At 51.3% G+C, this 19619-nt stretch carries 19 protein-coding genes, 1 pseudogene and 1 riboswitch; of the genes and pseudogenes, 15 read left to right on the plus strand and 5 right to left on the minus strand.

From position 1 onward, the window contains the following. Window positions 1-96: 96 nt before the first annotated feature. The 3 genes from WFJ73_RS28770 (at window position 97) to WFJ73_RS28780 (ending at window position 5132) form a co-directional block, all read left to right on the plus strand. On the plus strand, window positions 97-2814 hold the full coding sequence (locus WFJ73_RS28770; protein ID WP_336776336.1) for a glycosyl hydrolase family 95 catalytic domain-containing protein: 2718 nt from the start codon (window positions 97-99) through the stop codon (window positions 2812-2814). A 202-nt stretch (window positions 2815-3016) separates the two neighbouring features. Then, window positions 3017-4507: an alpha-L-fucosidase gene (locus tag WFJ73_RS28775; RefSeq protein WP_336776337.1), complete on the plus strand. Its 1491-nt coding sequence runs from the start codon at window positions 3017-3019 to the stop codon at window positions 4505-4507. A gap of 214 nt (window positions 4508-4721) precedes the next feature. Then, the gene (locus tag WFJ73_RS28780; RefSeq protein ID WP_336776338.1) at window positions 4722-5132 is read left to right on the plus strand and encodes a VOC family protein; all 411 of its coding nucleotides are present in this window, start codon (window positions 4722-4724) and stop codon (window positions 5130-5132) included. Window positions 5133-5314: 182 nt separating this feature from the next. Here WFJ73_RS28780 and WFJ73_RS28785 read toward each other — a convergent pair whose 3' ends face one another. From WFJ73_RS28785 to WFJ73_RS28795, 3 genes are all read right to left on the minus strand, one after another. Then, complete coding sequence (locus tag WFJ73_RS28785) at window positions 5315-6013, minus strand: hypothetical protein (RefSeq protein ID WP_336776339.1); 699 nt, start codon at window positions 6011-6013, stop codon at window positions 5315-5317. After that, window positions 6010-6261, minus strand: a complete 252-nt coding sequence (locus WFJ73_RS28790) for a hypothetical protein (protein WP_336776340.1) — start codon at window positions 6259-6261, stop codon at window positions 6010-6012. Before WFJ73_RS28790 ends, WFJ73_RS28785 begins: the two co-directional genes overlap by 4 nt. A 184-nt stretch (window positions 6262-6445) precedes the next feature. Then, window positions 6446-8908, minus strand: coding sequence for a LuxR C-terminal-related transcriptional regulator (locus WFJ73_RS28795; RefSeq protein WP_336776341.1), 2463 nt, complete (start codon window positions 8906-8908; stop codon window positions 6446-6448). A gap of 12 nt (window positions 8909-8920) precedes the next feature. On the opposite strand from WFJ73_RS28795, the gene WFJ73_RS28800 reads away from it, so the two are divergent. The 7 genes and pseudogenes from WFJ73_RS28800 to groL all read left to right on the plus strand — a co-directional run bounded on the left by WFJ73_RS28800 (window position 8921) and on the right by groL (window position 13832). Beyond that, the gene (locus tag WFJ73_RS28800; RefSeq protein ID WP_336776342.1) at window positions 8921-9148 is read left to right on the plus strand and encodes a hypothetical protein; all 228 of its coding nucleotides are present in this window, start codon (window positions 8921-8923) and stop codon (window positions 9146-9148) included. A 185-nt stretch (window positions 9149-9333) separates the two neighbouring features. Further along, window positions 9334-9546, plus strand: a pseudogene (locus tag WFJ73_RS28805) (collagen-like protein); the annotation flags it as partial. A gap of 51 nt (window positions 9547-9597) precedes the next feature. After that, window positions 9598-9768 (plus strand): hypothetical protein, encoded by a 171-nt coding sequence (locus tag WFJ73_RS28810; protein ID WP_336776343.1) that lies wholly within the window; start codon window positions 9598-9600, stop codon window positions 9766-9768. A 79-nt stretch (window positions 9769-9847) separates the two neighbouring features. Next, window positions 9848-11014 carry a YhgE/Pip domain-containing protein gene (locus WFJ73_RS28815; RefSeq protein WP_336776344.1) on the plus strand — a complete coding sequence of 389 codons (1167 nt, stop codon included), beginning with the start codon at window positions 9848-9850 and terminating at the stop codon, window positions 11012-11014. 24 nt (window positions 11015-11038) lie between these two features. After that, window positions 11039-11629: a TetR family transcriptional regulator gene (locus tag WFJ73_RS28820; RefSeq protein ID WP_336776345.1), complete on the plus strand. Its 591-nt coding sequence runs from the start codon at window positions 11039-11041 to the stop codon at window positions 11627-11629. 220 nt (window positions 11630-11849) lie between these two features. Then, a complete protein-coding gene (gene groES, locus WFJ73_RS28825) occupies window positions 11850-12131 on the plus strand; it encodes a co-chaperone GroES (protein ID WP_116393699.1) in 282 nt (93 codons plus the stop codon). 66 nt (window positions 12132-12197) lie between these two features. Next, window positions 12198-13832: a chaperonin GroEL gene (groL, locus tag WFJ73_RS28830; RefSeq protein ID WP_336776346.1), complete on the plus strand. Its 1635-nt coding sequence runs from the start codon at window positions 12198-12200 to the stop codon at window positions 13830-13832. A gap of 93 nt (window positions 13833-13925) precedes the next feature. Here the strand turns inward: groL and WFJ73_RS28835 are convergent, their stop codons facing one another. After that, the gene (locus WFJ73_RS28835) at window positions 13926-14453 is read right to left on the minus strand and encodes a DinB family protein (protein WP_336776347.1); all 528 of its coding nucleotides are present in this window, start codon (window positions 14451-14453) and stop codon (window positions 13926-13928) included. A 93-nt stretch (window positions 14454-14546) separates the two neighbouring features. Further along, a riboswitch (purine riboswitch) is annotated at window positions 14547-14650 on the plus strand. Between the two features lie 139 nt (window positions 14651-14789). Here WFJ73_RS28835 and WFJ73_RS28840 point away from each other — a divergent pair. Then, window positions 14790-15392: a xanthine phosphoribosyltransferase gene (locus WFJ73_RS28840; protein ID WP_201008410.1), complete on the plus strand. Its 603-nt coding sequence runs from the start codon at window positions 14790-14792 to the stop codon at window positions 15390-15392. Window positions 15393-15395: 3 nt separating this feature from the next. Further along, window positions 15396-16670 (plus strand): nucleobase:cation symporter-2 family protein, encoded by a 1275-nt coding sequence (locus WFJ73_RS28845; protein ID WP_336776348.1) that lies wholly within the window; start codon window positions 15396-15398, stop codon window positions 16668-16670. Between the two features lie 67 nt (window positions 16671-16737). Here the strand turns inward: WFJ73_RS28845 and WFJ73_RS28850 are convergent, their stop codons facing one another. Further along, window positions 16738-17028 carry a hypothetical protein gene (locus tag WFJ73_RS28850; protein ID WP_336776349.1) on the minus strand — a complete coding sequence of 97 codons (291 nt, stop codon included), beginning with the start codon at window positions 17026-17028 and terminating at the stop codon, window positions 16738-16740. A gap of 256 nt (window positions 17029-17284) precedes the next feature. Between WFJ73_RS28850 and WFJ73_RS28855 the strand changes: the two genes are divergently transcribed. Genes WFJ73_RS28855 through WFJ73_RS28865 form a run of 3 tightly spaced genes read left to right on the plus strand, consistent with a single transcriptional unit; the run spans window position 17285 to window position 19618 of the window. Next, entirely contained in the window at window positions 17285-18145 is an 861-nt protein-coding gene (locus WFJ73_RS28855; RefSeq protein ID WP_336776350.1) for an ABC transporter substrate-binding protein, read from the plus strand. Next, window positions 18109-18903, plus strand: coding sequence for an amino acid ABC transporter permease (locus WFJ73_RS28860; protein WP_336776351.1), 795 nt, complete (start codon window positions 18109-18111; stop codon window positions 18901-18903). Before WFJ73_RS28855 ends, WFJ73_RS28860 begins: the two co-directional genes overlap by 37 nt. After that, window positions 18896-19618 carry an amino acid ABC transporter ATP-binding protein gene (locus WFJ73_RS28865; protein ID WP_336776352.1) on the plus strand — a complete coding sequence of 241 codons (723 nt, stop codon included), beginning with the start codon at window positions 18896-18898 and terminating at the stop codon, window positions 19616-19618. The genes WFJ73_RS28860 and WFJ73_RS28865 overlap by 8 nt, the downstream gene beginning before the upstream one ends. Window position 19619: the final 1 nt, after the last annotated feature.

Genomic DNA, 19619 nt, shown 5'->3' on the forward strand with positions numbered 1-19619 from the left:
GACATTTAGAGCGAGGATCTGTCGTTCTAGTGAATGCCGCTTTATATGAGGCGATCGTTATAATAAAGGTCAAACGAGGTGAAGGAGAGTAATAGCATGAAGAAAGATTCGAACTCTGTACGCCTGTACGACAAAGGAAATTACGCCGGCGCCTATACCGAGATTCCAGCTTCCAATCCCGGCCCGGCGTGGCGGGACGGAATGGTTAGCGGAAACGGTGAGAACGGGTACGTCACGTCCGGATCGCCTTATGCGGACACCTTTATTTTTCAATATATGTGGTTCAACTATCCATCCGGCGATCCGAGAGTGATTCCGGAAGAGCTGACGGGACAGCTTGCCGAGGCCAGGAGGAATGTTTTTCATCTTAACGATCAATGGAAGATTACTTTTCCGGACGGGACAACGAGGAAAAGAACCTTTCTTTACAGCTATCATCCGGGACACCAGCTCAGATTAAACGCCAAGAACAAGGGAACCGTGTCCGGCTATGAAAGATGGACGAACTATGAGACGGCAGAGACCGGCGTCCGTTATTCCGATGAATGCGGCGAGTGGATCCGAACCTCGTTTACGTCCAGGGAAGATAACGTATCGATTACGAAGATCACGCAATCGTCCTCCGGCGTCAAGATCAACATGATCATTTCCATCGATGACATTTCGGGCATGTACAAAGCGGGGGACGGGGCGTCCGAGCTGACGGCGCTCCAATACAAGAAGCTAGTTGACCCGAATGCTGCCTATATCGCGCAGGTTGCCCATTACCCGTCCTACCCGGGCAGCGAGTTGATCGATGGAGGATACGCCGGCCTGACCCGGGTTGTGGTCGTTAACGGAACCCAGAAGAGAGTGCTGCTCGCGGACACGAATGAACCGATGAATGTAGGAGAGGAACGAAATCCGGCGATTCAAGTGATCGATGCTGACGCCGTCTATTTAGTCACGCAATCGAACCGAACATTTGATATGGGCAAAATCGATGATTTTGCAGGTATGACGCGATACCCGATCATTGACCGTCTGTTTCAGAATACGAATGCTGTCGCTGAAAAATATAAGGACGTTTCCGGCAAACTCGATTACAACGCCGCCCTTGCGCCTCATGCGCTAAAGCATGCCGCGGAATTTAACGCCGTGCGTTTTTCTCTTGCAGGCGACGAGGATGACAAGATCACGGACAATATAACGCTGATCAACGTACAGAAGGCATCCAAATCGAGGATCAATCATGCTTTTATGGAACAGGTGTACAACCAGGGACGATATGCCTTGATTTGCTGCAGCGGTTCAAGCGCGCCGCGATTGTATGGCATGTGGACCGGAGAGTGGAATCCAGGCTGGCGCGCCATCTATACCCTTGATGCCAACGTGAATTTGCAGGTCTCTCCCATGAATACAGGCCATTTGACGCAAGCCCAGCTTGGGTATATCACCTTCTTCTTGAGAAATACGCCCGATTTTGAATACAATGCGCGAATGGCCTACGGGATGCATGATGCGCTACAGGTGTCGGTCAACTCGGATATCGACCGCGGGATGCACGTGGAATACGACAATGACTACCCGTTTCAATATTGGAATGCGGGAGCAAGCTGGTGTCTGCTTCCCATCTTCGAATATTGGCAGTGCTACGGCAATCAACAGATCCCGATCAACGATCACATGAGAATCCATGAACTGAAGCCGATTCTCAGCGTACGGGATGGGGGGCTGACGGATGAAGAATTCGAAAAGCTGCTAGAAATGGGATATCTGGATTTGGAAAAAGATATTTTGCTTCCGCTGTTGACCAAGCAGGCTAATTTCTGGGAGCAGCTATGTACGCCGGAGTACTATACGGATGTAAATGGCAAAGCGTGCTATGAGCAAGGCAAGTCGGTGCTAAATCCAGGCGAGAAATATCTGCTCATCCCTACCTATTCGCCGGAGAATAACCCGATCGGTTACAACAGCACGCTTACGGCCAATGCCACCATGGATATTTCGGCAGCGAGGGACGGACTGCATATGGTCATAACCGTGGAACGAGCGGTCAAGCGCGACGGATACGAAGCAGCGGTCGCCGGGTGGGAGTCATTGCTGGAGCTGCTGCCGGACTACAAGGTGGACAAGGACGGCGCTTTGCGTGAATGGGCGATGAATGAATATACGGAGAACAACAACCACCGCCATTTGAGCCATCTCTACCCGGCATGGCCAGCATATGAGACGCAGAACGATGCGGAGCTCACAAAAGCTGCCATTACCGCGGTAGATAACCGAAACCAATATAATACGTCGGACGCCACGGCGGGGCATGGCTGGATGCACAAGGCACTGGTCTGCGCGAGATTAAAGGACGGAAACGAAGTAGCCGCTTCCCTTCTGCCGATGATGACGGATTCCGGTTATTACGCATCGTTGATGACGGACCATGATACTAACAGAAGATGCGATACTTATTGCACAGATACCTTATTCGGTACTGTGGGAGCCGTAAATGAAGCGCTGCTATTTTCCAACGCCGGTGAAATCGAGCTTCTTCCGGCACTGCCTTCCGAATGGCAATCGGGGTCCATTCATGGGTTAATGGCAAGAACCCGGGCGGAGGTCCGTTCTTTAACATGGGATCTCATATCCCAAACGGCGAGCGTTACCTTGAATTCCATTGCTAATGCCAACGACATCATATTGAAAATGGGCATTCCTTGGACAAAAGCAACGGTCAACGGAAGAGAAGCAACGGCGCTTGAAGGGGGATCTGGCAAACCTCTTCACTTATCGCTGAATTCCGGTATGGACGTTACCGTCGAATTTACATTATCCGATTAACGGGATATGACTACATCCGCTCGAATATGGCGCAGTTCATAAGCGGATCGAAGAAGCTTACGGACAATGAGTGGAACGCATACGTGAAGGGCTTCGATGGCTTAAAACTGAAACGTTATCTGGAAATTTACCAGAACGCGTACGACAAAATGGCAAAGTAACGAAGATGATACCGAGACAACCAAATTAGGAGGTTTTACGTTTGCTGAAAACAGAAATTGCTAAGGGTCCCTACGAACCAACCTTTGATTCATTGCGGACGTTCGAATGCCCGGATTGGTTCCGGGACGCCAAGCTTGGCATCTGGTCGCACTGGGGCGCCCAATCGGTCCCGATGTACGGAGACTGGTACGCTCGCAACCTTTACGTCGAAGGTTCGGAACAGTACCGCTATCATGTCCGGCACTACGGACATCCGTCGCAATTTGGCTACAAAGACATCGTGCAGCTGTGGCAAGCCGAGAAATTCGATCCCGAAGAGCTGATGGACTTGTACGCAGCGGCAGGAGCCAAATACTTTGTAGCTCAGGCGATGCACCACGACAACTTTTTCAATTACGACTCCAAGATCCATCGGTGGAATTCCGTGAACATGGGGCCGAAAAAGGATATCGTCGCGCTATGGAAGCAGGCTGCGGTGAAACGGGGACTGCCATTCGGCCTGACCGAACATCTTGGCGCTACGTTCAGTTGGTTCCATTGGAACAAAGGGCAGGACAAGGAAGGACCGTACAAAGGTATTCCCTATGACGGCAATGATCCCGAGTACGAGGATCTGTACCTGCCGAACCGCGAGCATCACGACCCGGGCAAGAAAATGTACGATTTGGACCCGTGGTATACGCCGAATCAATGGTGGCATCAGCGCTGGTTCGATATCGTAAAGGAAGTCATCGACCTGTATCAACCGGATCTTCTGTATTCAGACGGCGTGGTGCCGTTCGTCAACACGTGGGACAAATCAGATTTTAATCCCGATCATCCTGATTACCAGACGGGGCTGCACGCAGTCGCGCACCTGTACAACACGAGCGCGTTGCTTAACGGCGGCGTTAACAGGGCGGTATATAACCAGAAGGACCGCAAGAAAGAGATTTACAGCATCGGCGTGATGGATATCGAGCGCAGCCAAGAGCCGGAAATCAAACCGGAACCGTGGCAGACGGACACCTGCCTGGGCGATTGGTTCTATAATGTAAAATCCGTCTACAAGAAGCCGGGGCATGTCATCGAGATGTTTGTAGATATCATCGCCAAGAACGGCAATCTGCTGTTGAACATTCCGCAGAAGCCCGATGGCACAATCGACGATGAATGCAGGTACATCTTGAAGGAAATGGCGCGGTGGATTGAAGCCTGCGGGGAGGGGGTATATGGCACCCGGCCGTTCCGCGTGTCAGGCGAAGGCGGCACTCGCGTCGTTATTGATCACTTTAAGGAAGACAAGGCGGAGTGGACCGCGTCGGATTTCCGGTTCACGCAGAAAGGCAGCACGGTCTATGCGTTCCAGATGGGTGTGCCGAAAGACCGTCTTGCCGTAATCCGAACATTCGGTTCGGAGGAGAAGGTGAAGAACGTACGATTGCTCGGTGCCGGAAAAGTGCCGTTCCAGCAATCGTTCGGCGCGCTAGTCGTTTCGCTGCCGGAGTCGCTGCCGACGGAATACGTCAACTGCCTTGCCATTGAAATTTAAACATATGCTTGAATGGAGAAAAGATTGTTGAATGTCAAACATGCGAGGAAGTACTATGAAATCGGGCTCCATGAATAAGCTGCCGTCAATTAAGAAATCTGCTGGACAAATCCCGGCCTGATAAAATAACTACTAATTATGACAGAAGTTGTCACTATTAGTGGTTACTCTATCAGAGAGAGATCAATCCTAAAGGTTGAAGGAGCTGTTAACTATGGAAGTGCAACTGAACCCGTATATTATGCTGGACGGAGAAGCTCGTGAGGCAATCGCCTTTTACGAGCAAGCGTTGGAAGCGAAGGTGGTATTCAAGCAGACCTTCGGCGAAGCTGGACAAGCGGAGTCGGAGCAGGCGAGGGACCGAGTGGCTCATGCCGTCCTGAAGATCGGAGGAGCGGTTCTGTTTGTCGCCGATACGGACCCCGGGGTCCGGTTCGCGCAGGGCAAGCAAGTAAATATCTGCATCACCATCGCCGATAAGGAGCAAGCCCAGAAGTATTATGAGGCGCTGAAAGAGGGCGGACAGGTGGATCACCCCCTGCAGGAGATATACTTCAGTCCCGCGTACGGGATGGTAACCGACAAATTCGGCGTCACCTTCCAGATTTTCACGCAGAGGGCGTAATGGTGGGTTCGCCTTGAGGAGAAACAATAGCTTAATGAAACATCGACAGGGGGTATCCCATAAGTCATTAAAATGACGGTGGGACACCCCTTTTTTATATGGACCAAACAGCCAGCCTTCGCATCAAATGTTCTTCCGATCGCCTGATGAAGCTCAGAAAGAGCAGGCCGGCTATGAGGAGCTTAGCCGAGGACTCTTTTGCCGGCGCTTTGATGATCTGAGACATCTTCCTTCCTCTCCTTGGACAAGGATCGCCAGAGAGAATAGCCCAGCCAAGCCTGGGCCAGCCCAACAGGCACAGCCAAAAACCGATCGTACGGATGATGGACCAGCGAAGACAAAGGAAGAGGCAGAAGCGTTCCTAAGGCAAGCAAACCGGCCGCCCAGCGCGACAGGATGCGGACGCGGAATGATGCGATGCCAAATAACAGGCCGCCGAGCAAGTACAGGATGCCCGTCAACATGTAAGTAGTTTCAAGGGCTCCGAGGTACTCGCCGGAAGATCCCCCGGCGATCGCCAAGATGCTCTCCTCAAGCTTTGGAGACTCGGTTACGAGCGTCGGAGAAATAAGGGCTTCGACGAATTGAAAAGCCATCGTAAGCGCATAGAAGAGGCTTAGCGTGAAATAACCGATCAGACCAAGCCAGCCGGTCTCTGCCGCTTGCCTGGCGTAGATCCCCGTCAGGCCGAGCAGGCCGAGGAAGCACATGGCTATGCCCAAAAAGTGAACGAGGGCCCACCGATCGGTGTTGACGGATGAAAGAATGTCCAGCGGATGAATCGTTTGAATGACGACAAACAGGATCCCTGACAACATAGCGGCTACGCCGGCGAAGCGGAAAAGACGCGAAACTACTGTAATTTTACTCTCTTTGTTCATGGGTTCGTCTCCTTCTTTTTTTGAATGACCGATACTAATGCGAGGCCGAGATCCCGTATTTTTCTCAGCATGCCATGCAAGGCGGCCTGGTCGGCCACCGGGCCGTAAAGGACGGTCGTTCCGTCGCTCTCGTGCGTAAGGCTCATCCCTTCGAACCAATAAGCCCATCTGGCATCCAAGTGCCCCTTAATGCAAATCTCGTAAAATCCGTCGTGTCGGCTTTCCATTGACCCTTGCGTTTCACTCATTATTCACCACCTACATCTCCCTCCTGCGGATTCGTCTCCTGTCTACGCATGTTCTTGCTAGATCCAATGATAAGTGTTCACGTAGGTGACCGCATCACCACATGTGGTGATTGATGTGGTGAATTTTTATTGGGAAACGCAAAAAGCCCCGGTTATTTTGCCAGGGCGGGGGGATGCGCTTACGTTATATCAAATCGAGTTCCTCGGACCGTCGGACGGCTGCACGGCGGTTGTTCACCCCGAGCTTGTCGTAAATGTTTTTGGTGTGGGTTCGCAGGGTGTTCAGGGAAACGATCAGCTCGCGGGCAATATCCGGTCCGCTTAGTTCGGTTCTGAGCAACCGAAGTACGTCGCGTTCACGTTCGCTTAGCGGTTCACGCAGCGAATGGTTTGCAACCGGTTTGGTCCGGCCAAAGGCTGCCAGGAGCCTGCGAACAAATTCCTTGGGGTTGAGTCCTTTTTTTGAGGCGGCTCCGAGCAGAACCTCCATAGGTTGGCCTTCGTCTACGAAAATACGGAAGTACCCCTCCGGTTCAGCCAAAGTCAAGGCGCGTTCCAGCGGCCCAAGCGCAGCAGGCGTGTCTCCTTTCATTTGATGCGCAAGAGCCGTCACGATCATGATTTCGATCGCGCTTCCCGTCCTTTCGCCTTCTTTCGCCGCTTGACGGAGGCGATCAAGAAGTCCCATGGCCTCATGTAAAAAGCTGTATTCACGTTCGCTTTGAAACCGGGCCAGAAGCAATCTGGCTAAAGTGATATGCTCGAATTCTCGAAGGTAACTCAGTTCGTCACTGGCGGTCAGGCCATGTGCACGTGCCCATTCGAGCGCTTCGTGCAGTTTCCCTTGCGCGATCAGCACCTTTGTTTTCATCGCCGCCACAGGACGTACATTCGGGAAAAGATCACCGACATAAAAGCGCTCCGCATCGTCGAGGAGGTCGAGCGCGCTTTGCAAGTCTCCTTGCGCCTCGCATACTCGAGCCATCGCGACGTGCCAGCGATACCGGTATTGCGGAAATCCGGTATGCTCGCCTTGTTCCTCGCTTTTCAGCAGAAGCTGCATGGCGTTCTGCAGATCGTTGCGCTCGCGATGGATTTCGCCCATCCCCACGAACATGTCCGCCGTTCCCCGCATGACAGGATTGCCATGCTCGATCGAAAGCTGCAATCCCCGCTCGTATAGGCTCAACGCCTGATGGAGACGACCCTGAACGATTCGGATATCGGCAAGGGCGTTCGTGCCCCCGATCGCATCGGAGATGTACCCGCCTTGCTGCACGTCTGCCATGCCATCAGCGAACAGACGATAAGCTTCATCGAGGCTCCCGCTTGTCCAAGAGGTGAGTCCAAGGAGAGCGGATGCCGCTCCGCGCTTGAGATAGGCATCTTTCGGCATGAGGCTCAGCACCAATCGGGCATACTTCATTGCATCGATTATATTGCCTGTCATGAGGGCAAGCGCTGACCGATACATTGCGATCGTTCCAGGGAGACGGCGATATTCGGCTTCGTCTACGAAAACCTTTTCAGCCGAAGCTGAGTGGACATCCGGTCGTGCATGCAAGTCTGCCGTCGACTCCAGCCCGCTTTCGGCGTCCCGAAGCCATTCTTCTACACCATCCGACTTGCCGAGGGTCAGCAGCGCCCCGGCATAAACAACGCTGAGCACGGGCCGAAGGCGAACCAACTCGTCAGGCAGCGCCTTCAGCCAGCGTAGCATCGTAGCTTCTTGTCGAAGCTTGGCCATCGTCGGGCAGGCCAGCTCAATCAGGACCGCCGCTCGCGTGAAATCCTTTGCTGCGAGAGCATGGCGGATCGCATCGTCCGCGGAGCCGTTCCGCTCGTACCAAATGCTTGCACGCCGATGCAGTGAATCGATTTGATCCGGCTGATCCGCCTTCAAATGGGCGTAGAGAACATCCGCGAAGAGGTGATGGTAGCGATACCACTGGCGTGTGTCGTCCAGCGGAACGATAAAGAAGTTGCCCTTCTCCAAATCGGACAAGCGTACGTTGCCTTCCGCCTGACCGGTGACGGCGTCGCACAGTGGGCCATGCAAACGGTCGAGAATGGATGTCTGCAGCAAAAATCTTCGAATGGGCTCCGGCTGGCGCTGCAGAACCTCTTCGGCCAAGTAGTCCACAATGTACCGATTGTCTCCGGAGAATGCCCGAATGAACACGGGTATGTCCTCGCGGCCTTGCATCGAGAGAGCCGCCAGCTGAAGTCCCGCAATCCAGCCTTCGGTCCGTGATTCAAGCGCAGCCATTTCGTCGGCCGTTAGATCCAGCCCTATCGCTTGATGAAGGAAAGTTGCAGCTTCTTTGGGAGTAAATCGTAGATCGGTGTCGCGCAGCTCGGTCAAATGTCCTCTGGCGCGCAATCTGCCCAGGGGCAGCTGCGGGTTTTCGCGAGTGGCGATAACCAGATGCATTTGCGGAGGGAGGTGCTCGAGCAGGAAGAGGAGGGCATCGTCGATCTGTTCCGAATCGATGAGATGGTAATCGTCAAGTACGAGGACGATTTTGAACTGGAGAGCGGAGATTTCATTAAGCAGAACCGTGAGAATCGATTCGATCTGCGCGGACTGAGACGACTCGAAAGCAGCAAACGCGCTTTTTCCGACGCTCTCCGCAATTGATTGCACGGCAGCGATGAGATGAAGGAAGAAGCGCGTGGAGTCGTTGTCCCTTTCGTCCAGCGACAGCCAAGCGACTGCCCGATCGCAACCGACGGCCCATTGGCCGACAAGCGTTGTCTTGCCGAAGCCGGCGGAGGCGGAAACGAGGGTCAGCTTGCGTTCCAGCCCCTCGTTCAGCCGCTCGATCAGACGCGGGCGCAAGACAGCCTTCGTTCTGGGCACGGGGATATAAAGCTTGCTTGCTAAAATCGGAATATTCATAAATTGTCCCGTCCGATGTCATTATTTCTTTCATTAATATCATAACTTCAACGTTAGTTTTTTACCATATGTTCATTCCCTCGCTACAAACCCTTTTGGATCTCGCCAAAGCGCCCTTTCCGCGAATGCATATGATAATTATGCCTACTCATTAAAAGGAGCGATCACATATGGTTTTTTTTCCAACGCCGGGGACCGGCGGAGGGTTTCCGGGATTTCCGGGCGGTCCTGGCGTGCCGGGAGGACCGGGGTTTCCAGGTGGATTTCCGGGGACTCCGGGAGGAGTTCAAGCGCCCACGGCACCTCCACCGCAATTCGTACCGCAAATGCAGTTTACCACATTTGCCATCGACCCTGGCGGGATCAGGGGCTGCCTGTTTCGATGCGGATAGTTACATAAGGCTTGACGGGAAATTGTAGATGGGCGAAAGTATTTGTCTTTGTGTTCCGCCGGCAAGCAAATGAAATCACAGGTCGGCTGGAACAGCAAAAACTACTCGGCGACGATTACCATAGACGGTAAGGCGCTTACAGCGAAAGTCGGCAAAGAAGCCAGGAGGCTCTACTACTATTATTACTATTACTCTGAATTTGTTTGCCATTGACAAGGGGAGGCATGCTTGATAATGTATTAAACAGTTGTTTTAAACATATGTTTAAGACGAGGGAAAATAGATAGAGGGAGTGGAGAGATTGAAACAGGCTTTGCAGGCATTTATGAAGCGCCCGACCACATGGATCGGGATTATTACGGCACTGATGTTCCAGATCATATTCTCTTTGATTTGGATGACGGGCTATGACGGGGTAACCGATCGTGCCAATCAGCTGCATATTGCGGTTGTCAATCAAGATCAGCAGCTGGGAGAGCAGGTAGCGGCGAATCTGTTGAAAGAGCTGCCGTTCCAGATGTCCCGGCTGGATGATTTGGACGCAGCTAAGCAGCAACTGGATGACCGGAAGCTTCAGATGATTATTTACATGCCTGAGGATTTTACGCAAAAGGCGGCGTCCCCAGGCGGACACGCCAACATTCAGTATTGGATTAATGAGTCGAATCCTGCTTTAATTAAAAGTATGATGAACGGGGTAGCGCAGCAGGTTACGGCCGAAGTGAACAAGCAGGCGGTAGCGGGAGGCGTTAAGACAACGCTTGGAGCGGCAGCCAAGATGCCGGAGGAGCAGGCTGCAACGGCTGCGCAAAGTTTGGCTGAGCGCGTAACGGCGGACATTCAGTCGACTAACGCCATACATGGCATGAACAATCAGATGGTGCCGATGATGATGGTGCTTGCTTCTTATGTAGGCGCCATGATTATGGGGATGAATCTGGAGCAGTCGGCAATGGCCGTTCAGGCCAGCGTCAGCCGCTGGAGAAGATTTGCGGCAAGAAGTATCATTAATATTGCGGCAGCAGCTGTTGTATCATTAGTAGGCTCGACATTGCTGTATTCGCTGGGCGGGCAAATCGAGCAGGGCTTTTTCCAGCTATGGTTATTTGAAATGCTGTTCCTGCTCACCTTTATGTTCGTATCGCAAATGTTTCTCTACCTGTTCGGGATGGCAGGCATGCTGTTTAATATTATGCTTCTGTCGGCGCAGCTGGTATCTTCGGGTACGATTGTGCCGCGGGAGCTGTTATCGGATTTCTATACCGGGCTTGGTTCCGTTCTTCCCGCAACGTACGCGGTTGAAGGAAACATGAACTTACTGTTTGGCGGACCCGGCGTAGGCCATGAGGTAGCGGTTCTCTTCCTGATTACGGCGGTAGCCGCAGCGGTGAGCGCTGCAGCAACGGGGCTGAAACGAAGCGCCGGCCGAAAGCATGAGGCAGCGGTTGCGGCTAAATAATTCGATAGGCTGGGGGATTAGACAATGACAACGAATGAGAGCGATGTGAAGTCCCGCATTCTGCTTGCGGCAAGGAAGCTGTTTGCCAGCCAGGGCTTTGACGGGACTACGGTAAGGCAAATATGCGAGGAAGCGGGCGGGGCTAACGTCGCTCTCATTTCGTATCATTTTGGCGGGAAAGAGAATATGTTCGCGGCACTGTTTGACGCTTATTTTCCGAGCAGCCAGTTTGCCGAGGTCGACAAGAACCTGCCACCTGTAGAAGGCGTAAAGCTTATCGTTTCCGAGGTAACGAAGTTCCGCTACAACGACCCCGAGCTTGTTCAAATTATCCAGCATGAAATCCTGCTCAATACATCACGGATCGACAAAATTCGTTTTTACGTGATGCCGCTATGGCAGACGCTGCGCAAATGGCTGGAGGCGGGACGCGAGCAGGGAAGCTTTCAGTTCCGTTCGGTCGATCTAACCTTGTATTCAATAGCGGGCGTATTGCTGCTTAATCGCTATTCCGAATACTGGCAGTCGATCCGGATCGAGGAGCCGCATACGCTGGAATATACAATAGAAGAACTTAACCATTTTATAATGAACGGCTTGCAGGCCAAGCTGTAAACTTAGACGGCATGCGCATGAATTGCGTATGCCGTTTTTTAGCTAGGGCTATAATGGTGAAGGTGCCTTCCGGCAGGATGTTAAATAACTGCAAAAATGATTGAAGACACTTGAAATTGGATCCAAAAATGAGTATGATAAAAATGGTTGTTAGCACTTAAAGCTTATGAGTGCTAATTTAAAACAATAAGCGACAAAATTTTTAAGGAGGCTATTTTCAATGATCAGACCTTTGGGTGAACGCGTATTGATCGAACCGATCGCAAAAGAAGAAACGACTGCAAGCGGCATCGTTCTGCCGGATACGGCTAAAGAAAAGCCGCAAGAAGGCAAAGTGGTGGCAGTTGGCAGCGGCACGCTGAAAGACGGCGTTCGCGTTGCGCTTGAAGTTCAAGTTGGCGACCGCGTCCTTTTCTCGAAATATGCGGGAACAGAAATCAAATACGACGGTAAAGAGTATTTGATTATGAAGGAAAGCGACATTCACGCGATCTTTGGATAAGCCCGTTTCCTAACATAGAGGGCAAGGCGAAAGATACTTATTATACTTTTTGGGAGGTAACTGGTAATGGCAAAAGAAATTAAATTTAGCGAAGACGCTCGCCGCGCAATGCTGCGCGGTGTTGATCAACTTGCAAACGCGGTTAAAGTAACGCTTGGTCCTAAAGGCCGCAACGTGGTGCTGGAGAAGAAATTCGGCAGCCCGCTCATCACGAACGACGGCGTTTCCATCGCGAAAGAAATCGAGCTGGAAGACGCATTCGAGAACATGGGTGCACAGCTCGTTAAAGAAGTAGCAACAAAAACAAACGACGTTGCCGGCGACGGTACAACAACGGCTACCGTTCTTGCTCAAGCGATGATCCGCGAAGGCCTGAAAAACGTTACGGCTGGCGCTAACCCTATGGTTATCCGCAAAGGCATCGAAAAGGCGGTTAAAGCTGCAGTAGAAGAGCTGAAAGCAATCGCTAAACCAATCGAAGGCAAACAATCGATCGCGCAAGTGGCTTCGATCTCCGCTGCTGACGACGAAGTAGGCCAACTGATTGCGGAAGCCATGGAAAAAGTGGGCAACGACGGCGTTATCACGGTTGAAGAATCGAAAGGCTTCGTTACGGAGCTTGAAGTGGTTGAAGGTATGCAATTCGACCGCGGTTACGTTTCCCCGTACATGATCACGGATACGGATAAAATGGAAGCTGTCCTCGACAATCCATATATCCTGATCACGGACAAAAAGATCTCGAACATCCAAGAGATCCTGCCTGTTCTCGAGAAAGTCGTTCAATCCGGCAAACAGCTCCTGATCATCGCGGAAGACATCGAAGGCGAAGCGCAAGCTACGCTCGTACTGAACAAACTGCGCGGCACATTCACATGCGTAGGCGTTAAAGCTCCAGGCTTCGGCGACCGCCGCAAAGCAATGCTGGCTGATATCGCTGCCCTGACTGGCGCGCAAGTGGTTACGGAAGAGCTTGGCCTTGAGCTGAAATCCGCTACTGTGGACCAACTCGGTTCCGCTCGCCAAATTCGCATTACGAAAGAAAACACGATCATCGTTGACGGCAGCGGCAACCCTGACGACATCCAAGCTCGCGTTAACCAAATCCGCGTGCAACTGGAAGAAACAACTTCCGAGTTCGACCGTGAGAAGCTGCAAGAGCGTCTGGCTAAATTGGCTGGCGGCGTAGCGGTAATCAAAGTCGGCGCGGCTACTGAAACCGAACTGAAAGAGCGCAAGCTCCGCATTGAAGATGCCCTGAACTCGACTCGCGCAGCGGTTGAAGAAGGTATCGTATCCGGCGGCGGTACAGCTCTGATCAACGTATATAAAGCAGTTGCAGCTATTCAAATTGGCGGCGACGAGCAAACAGGCGTTAACATCGTATTGCGCTCCCTCGAAGAGCCGCTTCGCACAATCGCTGCGAATGCTGGCCAAGAAGGTTCCGTCATCGTTGAGCGTCTGAAAAACGAAAAAGTTGGCATTGGTTACAATGCAGCAACCGGCGAATGGGTGAACATGTTCGAAGCGGGTATCGTTGACCCTGCGAAAGTAACTCGTTCCGCTCTGCAAAACGCAGCTTCCGTAGCAGCTATGTTCCTGACTACTGAAGCCGTTGTTGCCGACAAACCTGAGCCGAAGGGCGCAGGCGCTGGCATGCCAGATATGGGCGGCATGGGCGGTATGGGCGGCATGATGTAAGAATCGGACAGAGTACGTCCGATGCGGAAAAAATCAGTCACCTGACAAAAGAGGCTGCAAACGAGCTGTTACAGCGCGTTTGCAGCCTCTTTATCATTTCTTATTAAGAATGCCCAAGTATTCATGCCACGGTCCCACGTCCGTAACATAACGGTTGGCCATGACCCTTACGATTTGGGCGATATGCGTCATGTCATGCACGGCCCAAGTAGCGATTAGCTCCCGTACCTTTACGACGCCAAATGCAGGATGGGAGCCAGTCCTCTCAAGACTGGATTCATCCTTCACGAGTTCCTCGAGCTTCGCGATATTACGGGTCCGGATCGCAATAAATTCAAGCAAGGCCTGTTTAAATGACCGGGCAGAGGTTTGATTCAAATGAGCGTAACGGTCAAAGGAGGGGAACGGCTCATGTTCGCCTTCTGCGAGGATAAATTCAAGACGCGGAATCCAGTTGTTTTTCTCCCCCTCAATCAGATGTTCAATGACCTCCCGCACATTCCAAGTTCCTTCCCCTTCGTTGCAAGCCAGCCAGCCCTCAGACAAGCCGGATAGAAAAAGCTGTAAGGTTTGCGGAGTTCGTTCCAGCACTTCAATCGCTTCGGCAAGATTAAAATTCATTCGATTGCTCCTCTCCTAGAAACCGTTCTGCCCTAATAGCCTATCATAAAAAAATACCACTTGTAATCTGGCCTTCATTCCTAGTATGATTAGAAATGCATTTTTAAAAAGACTCATATAATCATGGGAATATGGCCCATAAGTTTCTACCGGATAACCATCGCAACTATCCGACTATGAGTGATCGCTGTTTGCATTTTTTCTTTACTGTGCTTTTCCGTGCTGGAAGTAGTAGGAAAGCCGTCGAATGTAGTTCAGCGTGCACGAATTAGTTTAACGTAGGGACAGGCCAATTACGGCTTGTCCCTTTTTTATTCAACTAGAGGAGCGAAAAAGATGAAAAGGCTGAAAGATCGAATACGCGAAGAAGGATTAATTTTGTCCGATACGGTGCTGAAGGTGGATTCCTTCTTGAATCATCAAGTAGATACGGAGCTTGCCTTGGAGATTGGCAAGGAATTGGTGGCCCGGTTTGCGGACAAGACCATTACGAAGGTGCTCACTATCGAAGCAAGCGGCATTCAATTTGCGATGGCTGCGGGTATTGCGCTTAAGGTTCCGTTTGTATACGCCAAGAAGAAAAAGGCGGTTACGCAGTCGGAGCAGGTGTATTCGGCGTCTGTTCATTCCTTTACGAAGCAAGAGACCTATCAGGTGACGGTTTCGAAAAATTATTTGGGACCCGGCGACAAGGTCCTTATCGTAGACGATTTTCTCGCGACGGGCGCAGCCCTGGTTGGTTTGGTTCAGATTGTTAGAGAATCCGGTGCCGAACTTGCCGGCGTTAGCTGCGTCATTGAAAAAGGCTTCCAAGAGGGCCGGGGATTGCTGGAGCAAATGAATGTCAGCGTCGAATCGCTTGCAACCATTTCCAGAATGGCACCAGGGGAAATCGATTTCGAGGAATCGGCTAAAGAGCTCGTAAAGGAGACGGTATAAGGGATGCTGGGCAAACAGAGGGCATTTACATTAGGATTTCAGCATGTCTTGGCGATGTACGCGGGCGCCGTTGTTGTTCCGTTAATCGTGGGTGGGCAGCTCCACTTGACTCCAGCGCAGATGGCCTACCTGATCGCGGCGGACCTGTTCACCTGCGGTCTTGCAACGATTCTGCAGGTGCTCGGCACCAAGTATTTCGGCAGCAGACTGCCGGTTATCCTCGGCTGCACGTTTACGGCAGTGGGGCCAATCATTGCGATTGCGTCTGCCTCGAATCTGGCTACGGCCTATGGAGCGATCATATTATCCGGCCTTTTCGTCGTATTGGCAGCACCGCTGTACGGAAAGCTGTTGAAGTTCTTCCCGGTCATCGTTACCGGTTCGGTTGTTACCATCATTGGACTTTCGCTGATCCCGGTTGCCATGAATAACGTTGCCGGCGGGCAAGGCAGCGCTGACTTCGGATTGCCGCGCAATCTGTTGCTGGCACTTGGCACGCTTATCGTTATTTTGCTCGTGAATCGGTTCGCCAAAGGCTTCTTGCGCTCCATTTCCGTGCTGATTGGACTTGCCGTTGGCACGATCGCCGGATACGCGATGGGAATCGTCAGCTTTGCGCCCGTAAATGAGGCTTCCTGGTTCAATATCGTTCAACCGTTCTACTTCGGTACGCCGCAATTCAGCCTGACGGCCGTGTTTACGATGATTATCGTAAATATTGTCAGTATGGTGGAATCCACGGGCGTTTATCTGGCTGTCGGAAGAGCGACGGATCAGAAGGTGGAGCAAAAGCAGATTATTAACGGTCTCCGCTCGGAAGGCGCGGCCATTATGCTCGGCGGATTATTTAATGCGTTTCCTTATACGGCCTTTTCGCAAAATGTCGGCCTAATTACGCTGACTCGCGTAAAAACCCGCGATGTAATTTTTGCGGCTGGCGGCATCATGGTAGTGCTTGGACTGCTGCCAAAGCTTGCGGCGATAACGACGGTTATCCCGAATGCGGTGCTTGGCGGTGCGATGGTTGTCATGTTCGGCTCCGTTGCGGCTTCCGGTATCTCGATCTTGTCCGAATTGAATCTACGCGAGGAGCGCAATCTGCTCATCGCTGCATGCAGTATTGCGGTTGGCCTTGGATCCTCGGCGGTACCGCAAATCTTTGACCAACTGCCGGACTTTGCCAAGATGCTTCTGCAGAACGGGATTGTAACCGGGTCCGTTACGGCTATTTTGATGAACTTGCTGCTATCCAGCAAGAACAGCTCTGAAGAAGCTTAAAGTTTCATGCCGGTTGTTTGTGGGGATGTAACCTGATAGGGGTTACATCCTTTTTTTCGTCCAAGATTTATTTCTCTTTGGCCAGTTGCAGCCTAAGCTCCGCGTTTTTCACGGACAATTGCTTGGACAGATCCGTTTGCGATTCCGTTAATTGAACGGCTTGAGCGCTGAGCTTTTTGATCTGGGTCATTTTACTCTGGTCTGCCGGCGAGGAGCCGTCAGGTTTGTCTTTTTGCAGCTGCTTGATTTTAGCGTTTATTTTGGAAACTTTATTTTTATTTTGAACAATTTGCCGTTCTATTTCCGCGATATCTCGTTTTAATCGGCTAATGATCGATGACGTAAAATTGATGGACATTGTAAGCACCTCATTATGGAATTGGGAAGCAAGTTTCATTCAGCTATAAATTCTACTATAAAAGAAGTATGGCGTATATTGACTTCTTGTACTCGCCGTCTTCGAGTGAGGATGAGGTTATTTGGGAATGCTTCCATAGTAGGGCTGACGACTTAGTAAGCTGAAAATTATGGGAGAAAAAACCTGTATCTTTATACGTGATAATGAATTATAATCAATTGGTTTTCTAATGATCAGACATCAGGAGTTGAATGACATGACGTTGAAAAAAAGCTTGGTTTTTATGCTTACTTTAGTTGTTGTGTTTACGCTGGCGGCATGCGGCGGTAAAAACAACGCAAATAATTCTTCCTCTAACGCAAGCCCGGCTGCATCCGCGGATAACGGTGCTGCAGAGGCTACAGGCAAGCTGGCCGATATTAAGAAAGCCGGAAAAATCGTTCTCGGCACAAGCGCTGAATACGCGCCGTACGAGTTCCACAAAAATGTTGACGGTAAGGATCAAATCGTAGGCTTCGACATTGAGATCGCAAAGGAAGTTGCTAAGGATCTGGGTGTTGAGCTGGAGATTAAAGATATGGACTTCGGCAACCTGCTTGCCGAGCTGAAGCTTGGCAAGATCGACTTCGTTATCGCAGGCATGACGCCGGATGAGGAACGCGCCAAAGCGGTAGACTTCTCGAAGATTTATTACGACGCAAAGCAAGGCGTTCTTGTGCGTGCAGAAGATAAAGATAAATTCAAGACGATGGCTGATCTTGAAGGTAAAGCCATTGGCGTTCAAATGGGCTCCACGCAAGAGAAAATCGCTCAAGGCATCAAAGGCGCGAAGCTGAAATCCTTGGGTAAAACAACTGATCTGGTTCTTGAACTGAAATCCAAAAAGGTTGATGCTCTGATTGTCGAGCTTCCGGTTGCTCAAGGCTATGCCAACGTAAACTCGGACATCGCATTGACAAGCATTTCTCCTGAATATAAGTCCGGCGGTTCCGCTGTAGCGGTTAACAAAGGGGAAAAGGACCTTCTCGCTGAAATTCAAAAAACGCTTGATCATCTAACTGCGGACAAGAAGATTGATCAATGGGTATCGGAAATGACGCAAATCTCGGAACAATAAACTTCATCCGCGAAACGTATGCGGCTTCCCCTAGGGAAGCCGCAGCCGTTTACGCTTGCGCGAATACAAAAGGCAGGGTAGACATCATGGAATTAGCGTATCATTGGGATTTTTCTTTTCTAAACGACTATGGCTCGTACTACTGGACCGGCATCAAAAAGACGTTAGAGGTATCGCTGCTCGCCGTTCTTAGCGGACTGGTACTGGGTACCCTCGTGTCCCTTCTCCGTTTGTCGGGACTGCGGCTGCTTCGTTTTATCGGATCGGTATATGTTGAAATCGTTCGCGGTACGCCGCTTCTCGTTCAGTTGTTCTTGTTCTACTACGGGCTTCCGATCTTCCTTGGCTTTGATATCGGAATCTTTACGGCTGCTTATCTGACTCTTACCGTGAACAGCGGCGCATATATTGCCGAAATCATGCGTGCGGGTATCCAGGCGGTTGATAAAGGGCAAATGGAGGCCGCTCGCTCTTTGGGGATGTCGAAAGGTTTGGCGATGCGTCAAATTATTCTTCCTCAAGCATTCAAAAACGTATTGCCCGCGCTTGGCAACGAGTTTGTCGTTGTCGTGAAAGAGTCGTCGGTATTGTCCGTAATCGGATACGCCGAATTGACTTATCAGGCAAATGCGATTAGAGGCGCAACCTTTATTTCCATCGAGCCGATGCTTATTTCTGCTCTGATCTATTTCGTCTTGATCTTTACGTTGTCCAAGCTGCTTGGCATTGGCGAACGGAGGTTGAAAACAAGTGATTAAAGTAACCGGACTTAAGAAATCATTCGGCAAAGCGAATATTCTGAACGGCATCGATGCGGAGATTGCGAAAGGCGAGGTTGTTGTAGTCATCGGACCAAGCGGCTCCGGCAAAAGTACCTTCCTGAGATGTTTGAACCTGCTCGAGACGCCTACGGACGGCGTGATCGAATACGAAGGCAAACGCCTTACGGACCGCAATGTGAATATAAACGAGCTTCGTCAAAGCATGGGTATGGTGTTCCAGCAGTTTAACCTGTTCCCGCACAAGACGGTGCTGCAAAACATTACGCTTGCTCCAACCAAAGTACAGAACATGGCAAAGGAAGAGGCGGACAAAATCGGCCTTGAGCTCCTGCGCCGCGTAGGTCTTGAGGAGAAACGGGACACGTACCCGAACCGCTTGTCCGGCGGCCAGAAGCAGCGCGTAGCGATTGCGCGCGCGCTTGCAATGCGTCCGCATGTGATGCTGTTCGACGAGCCTACGTCGGCACTCGATCCCGAAATGGTCGGCGAGGTGCTTGACGTGATGAAGTCGCTCGCGAAGGAAGGCATGACGATGGTCATCGTAACCCACGAGATGGGCTTTGCGCGCGAGGTCGGGGACCGTTTGTTGTTTATTGACGGCGGCCAGATTGTCGAGCAGGGACCGCCGCGGGAAGTATTCGCGAATCCGCAGCACCCAAGAACGAAAGAATTCCTTAGCAAAGTGCTGTAAG

It is taken from the genome of Paenibacillus sp. MMO-58 (assembly GCF_037146255.1).
Taxonomy (GTDB): domain Bacteria; phylum Bacillota; class Bacilli; order Paenibacillales; family Paenibacillaceae; genus Pristimantibacillus.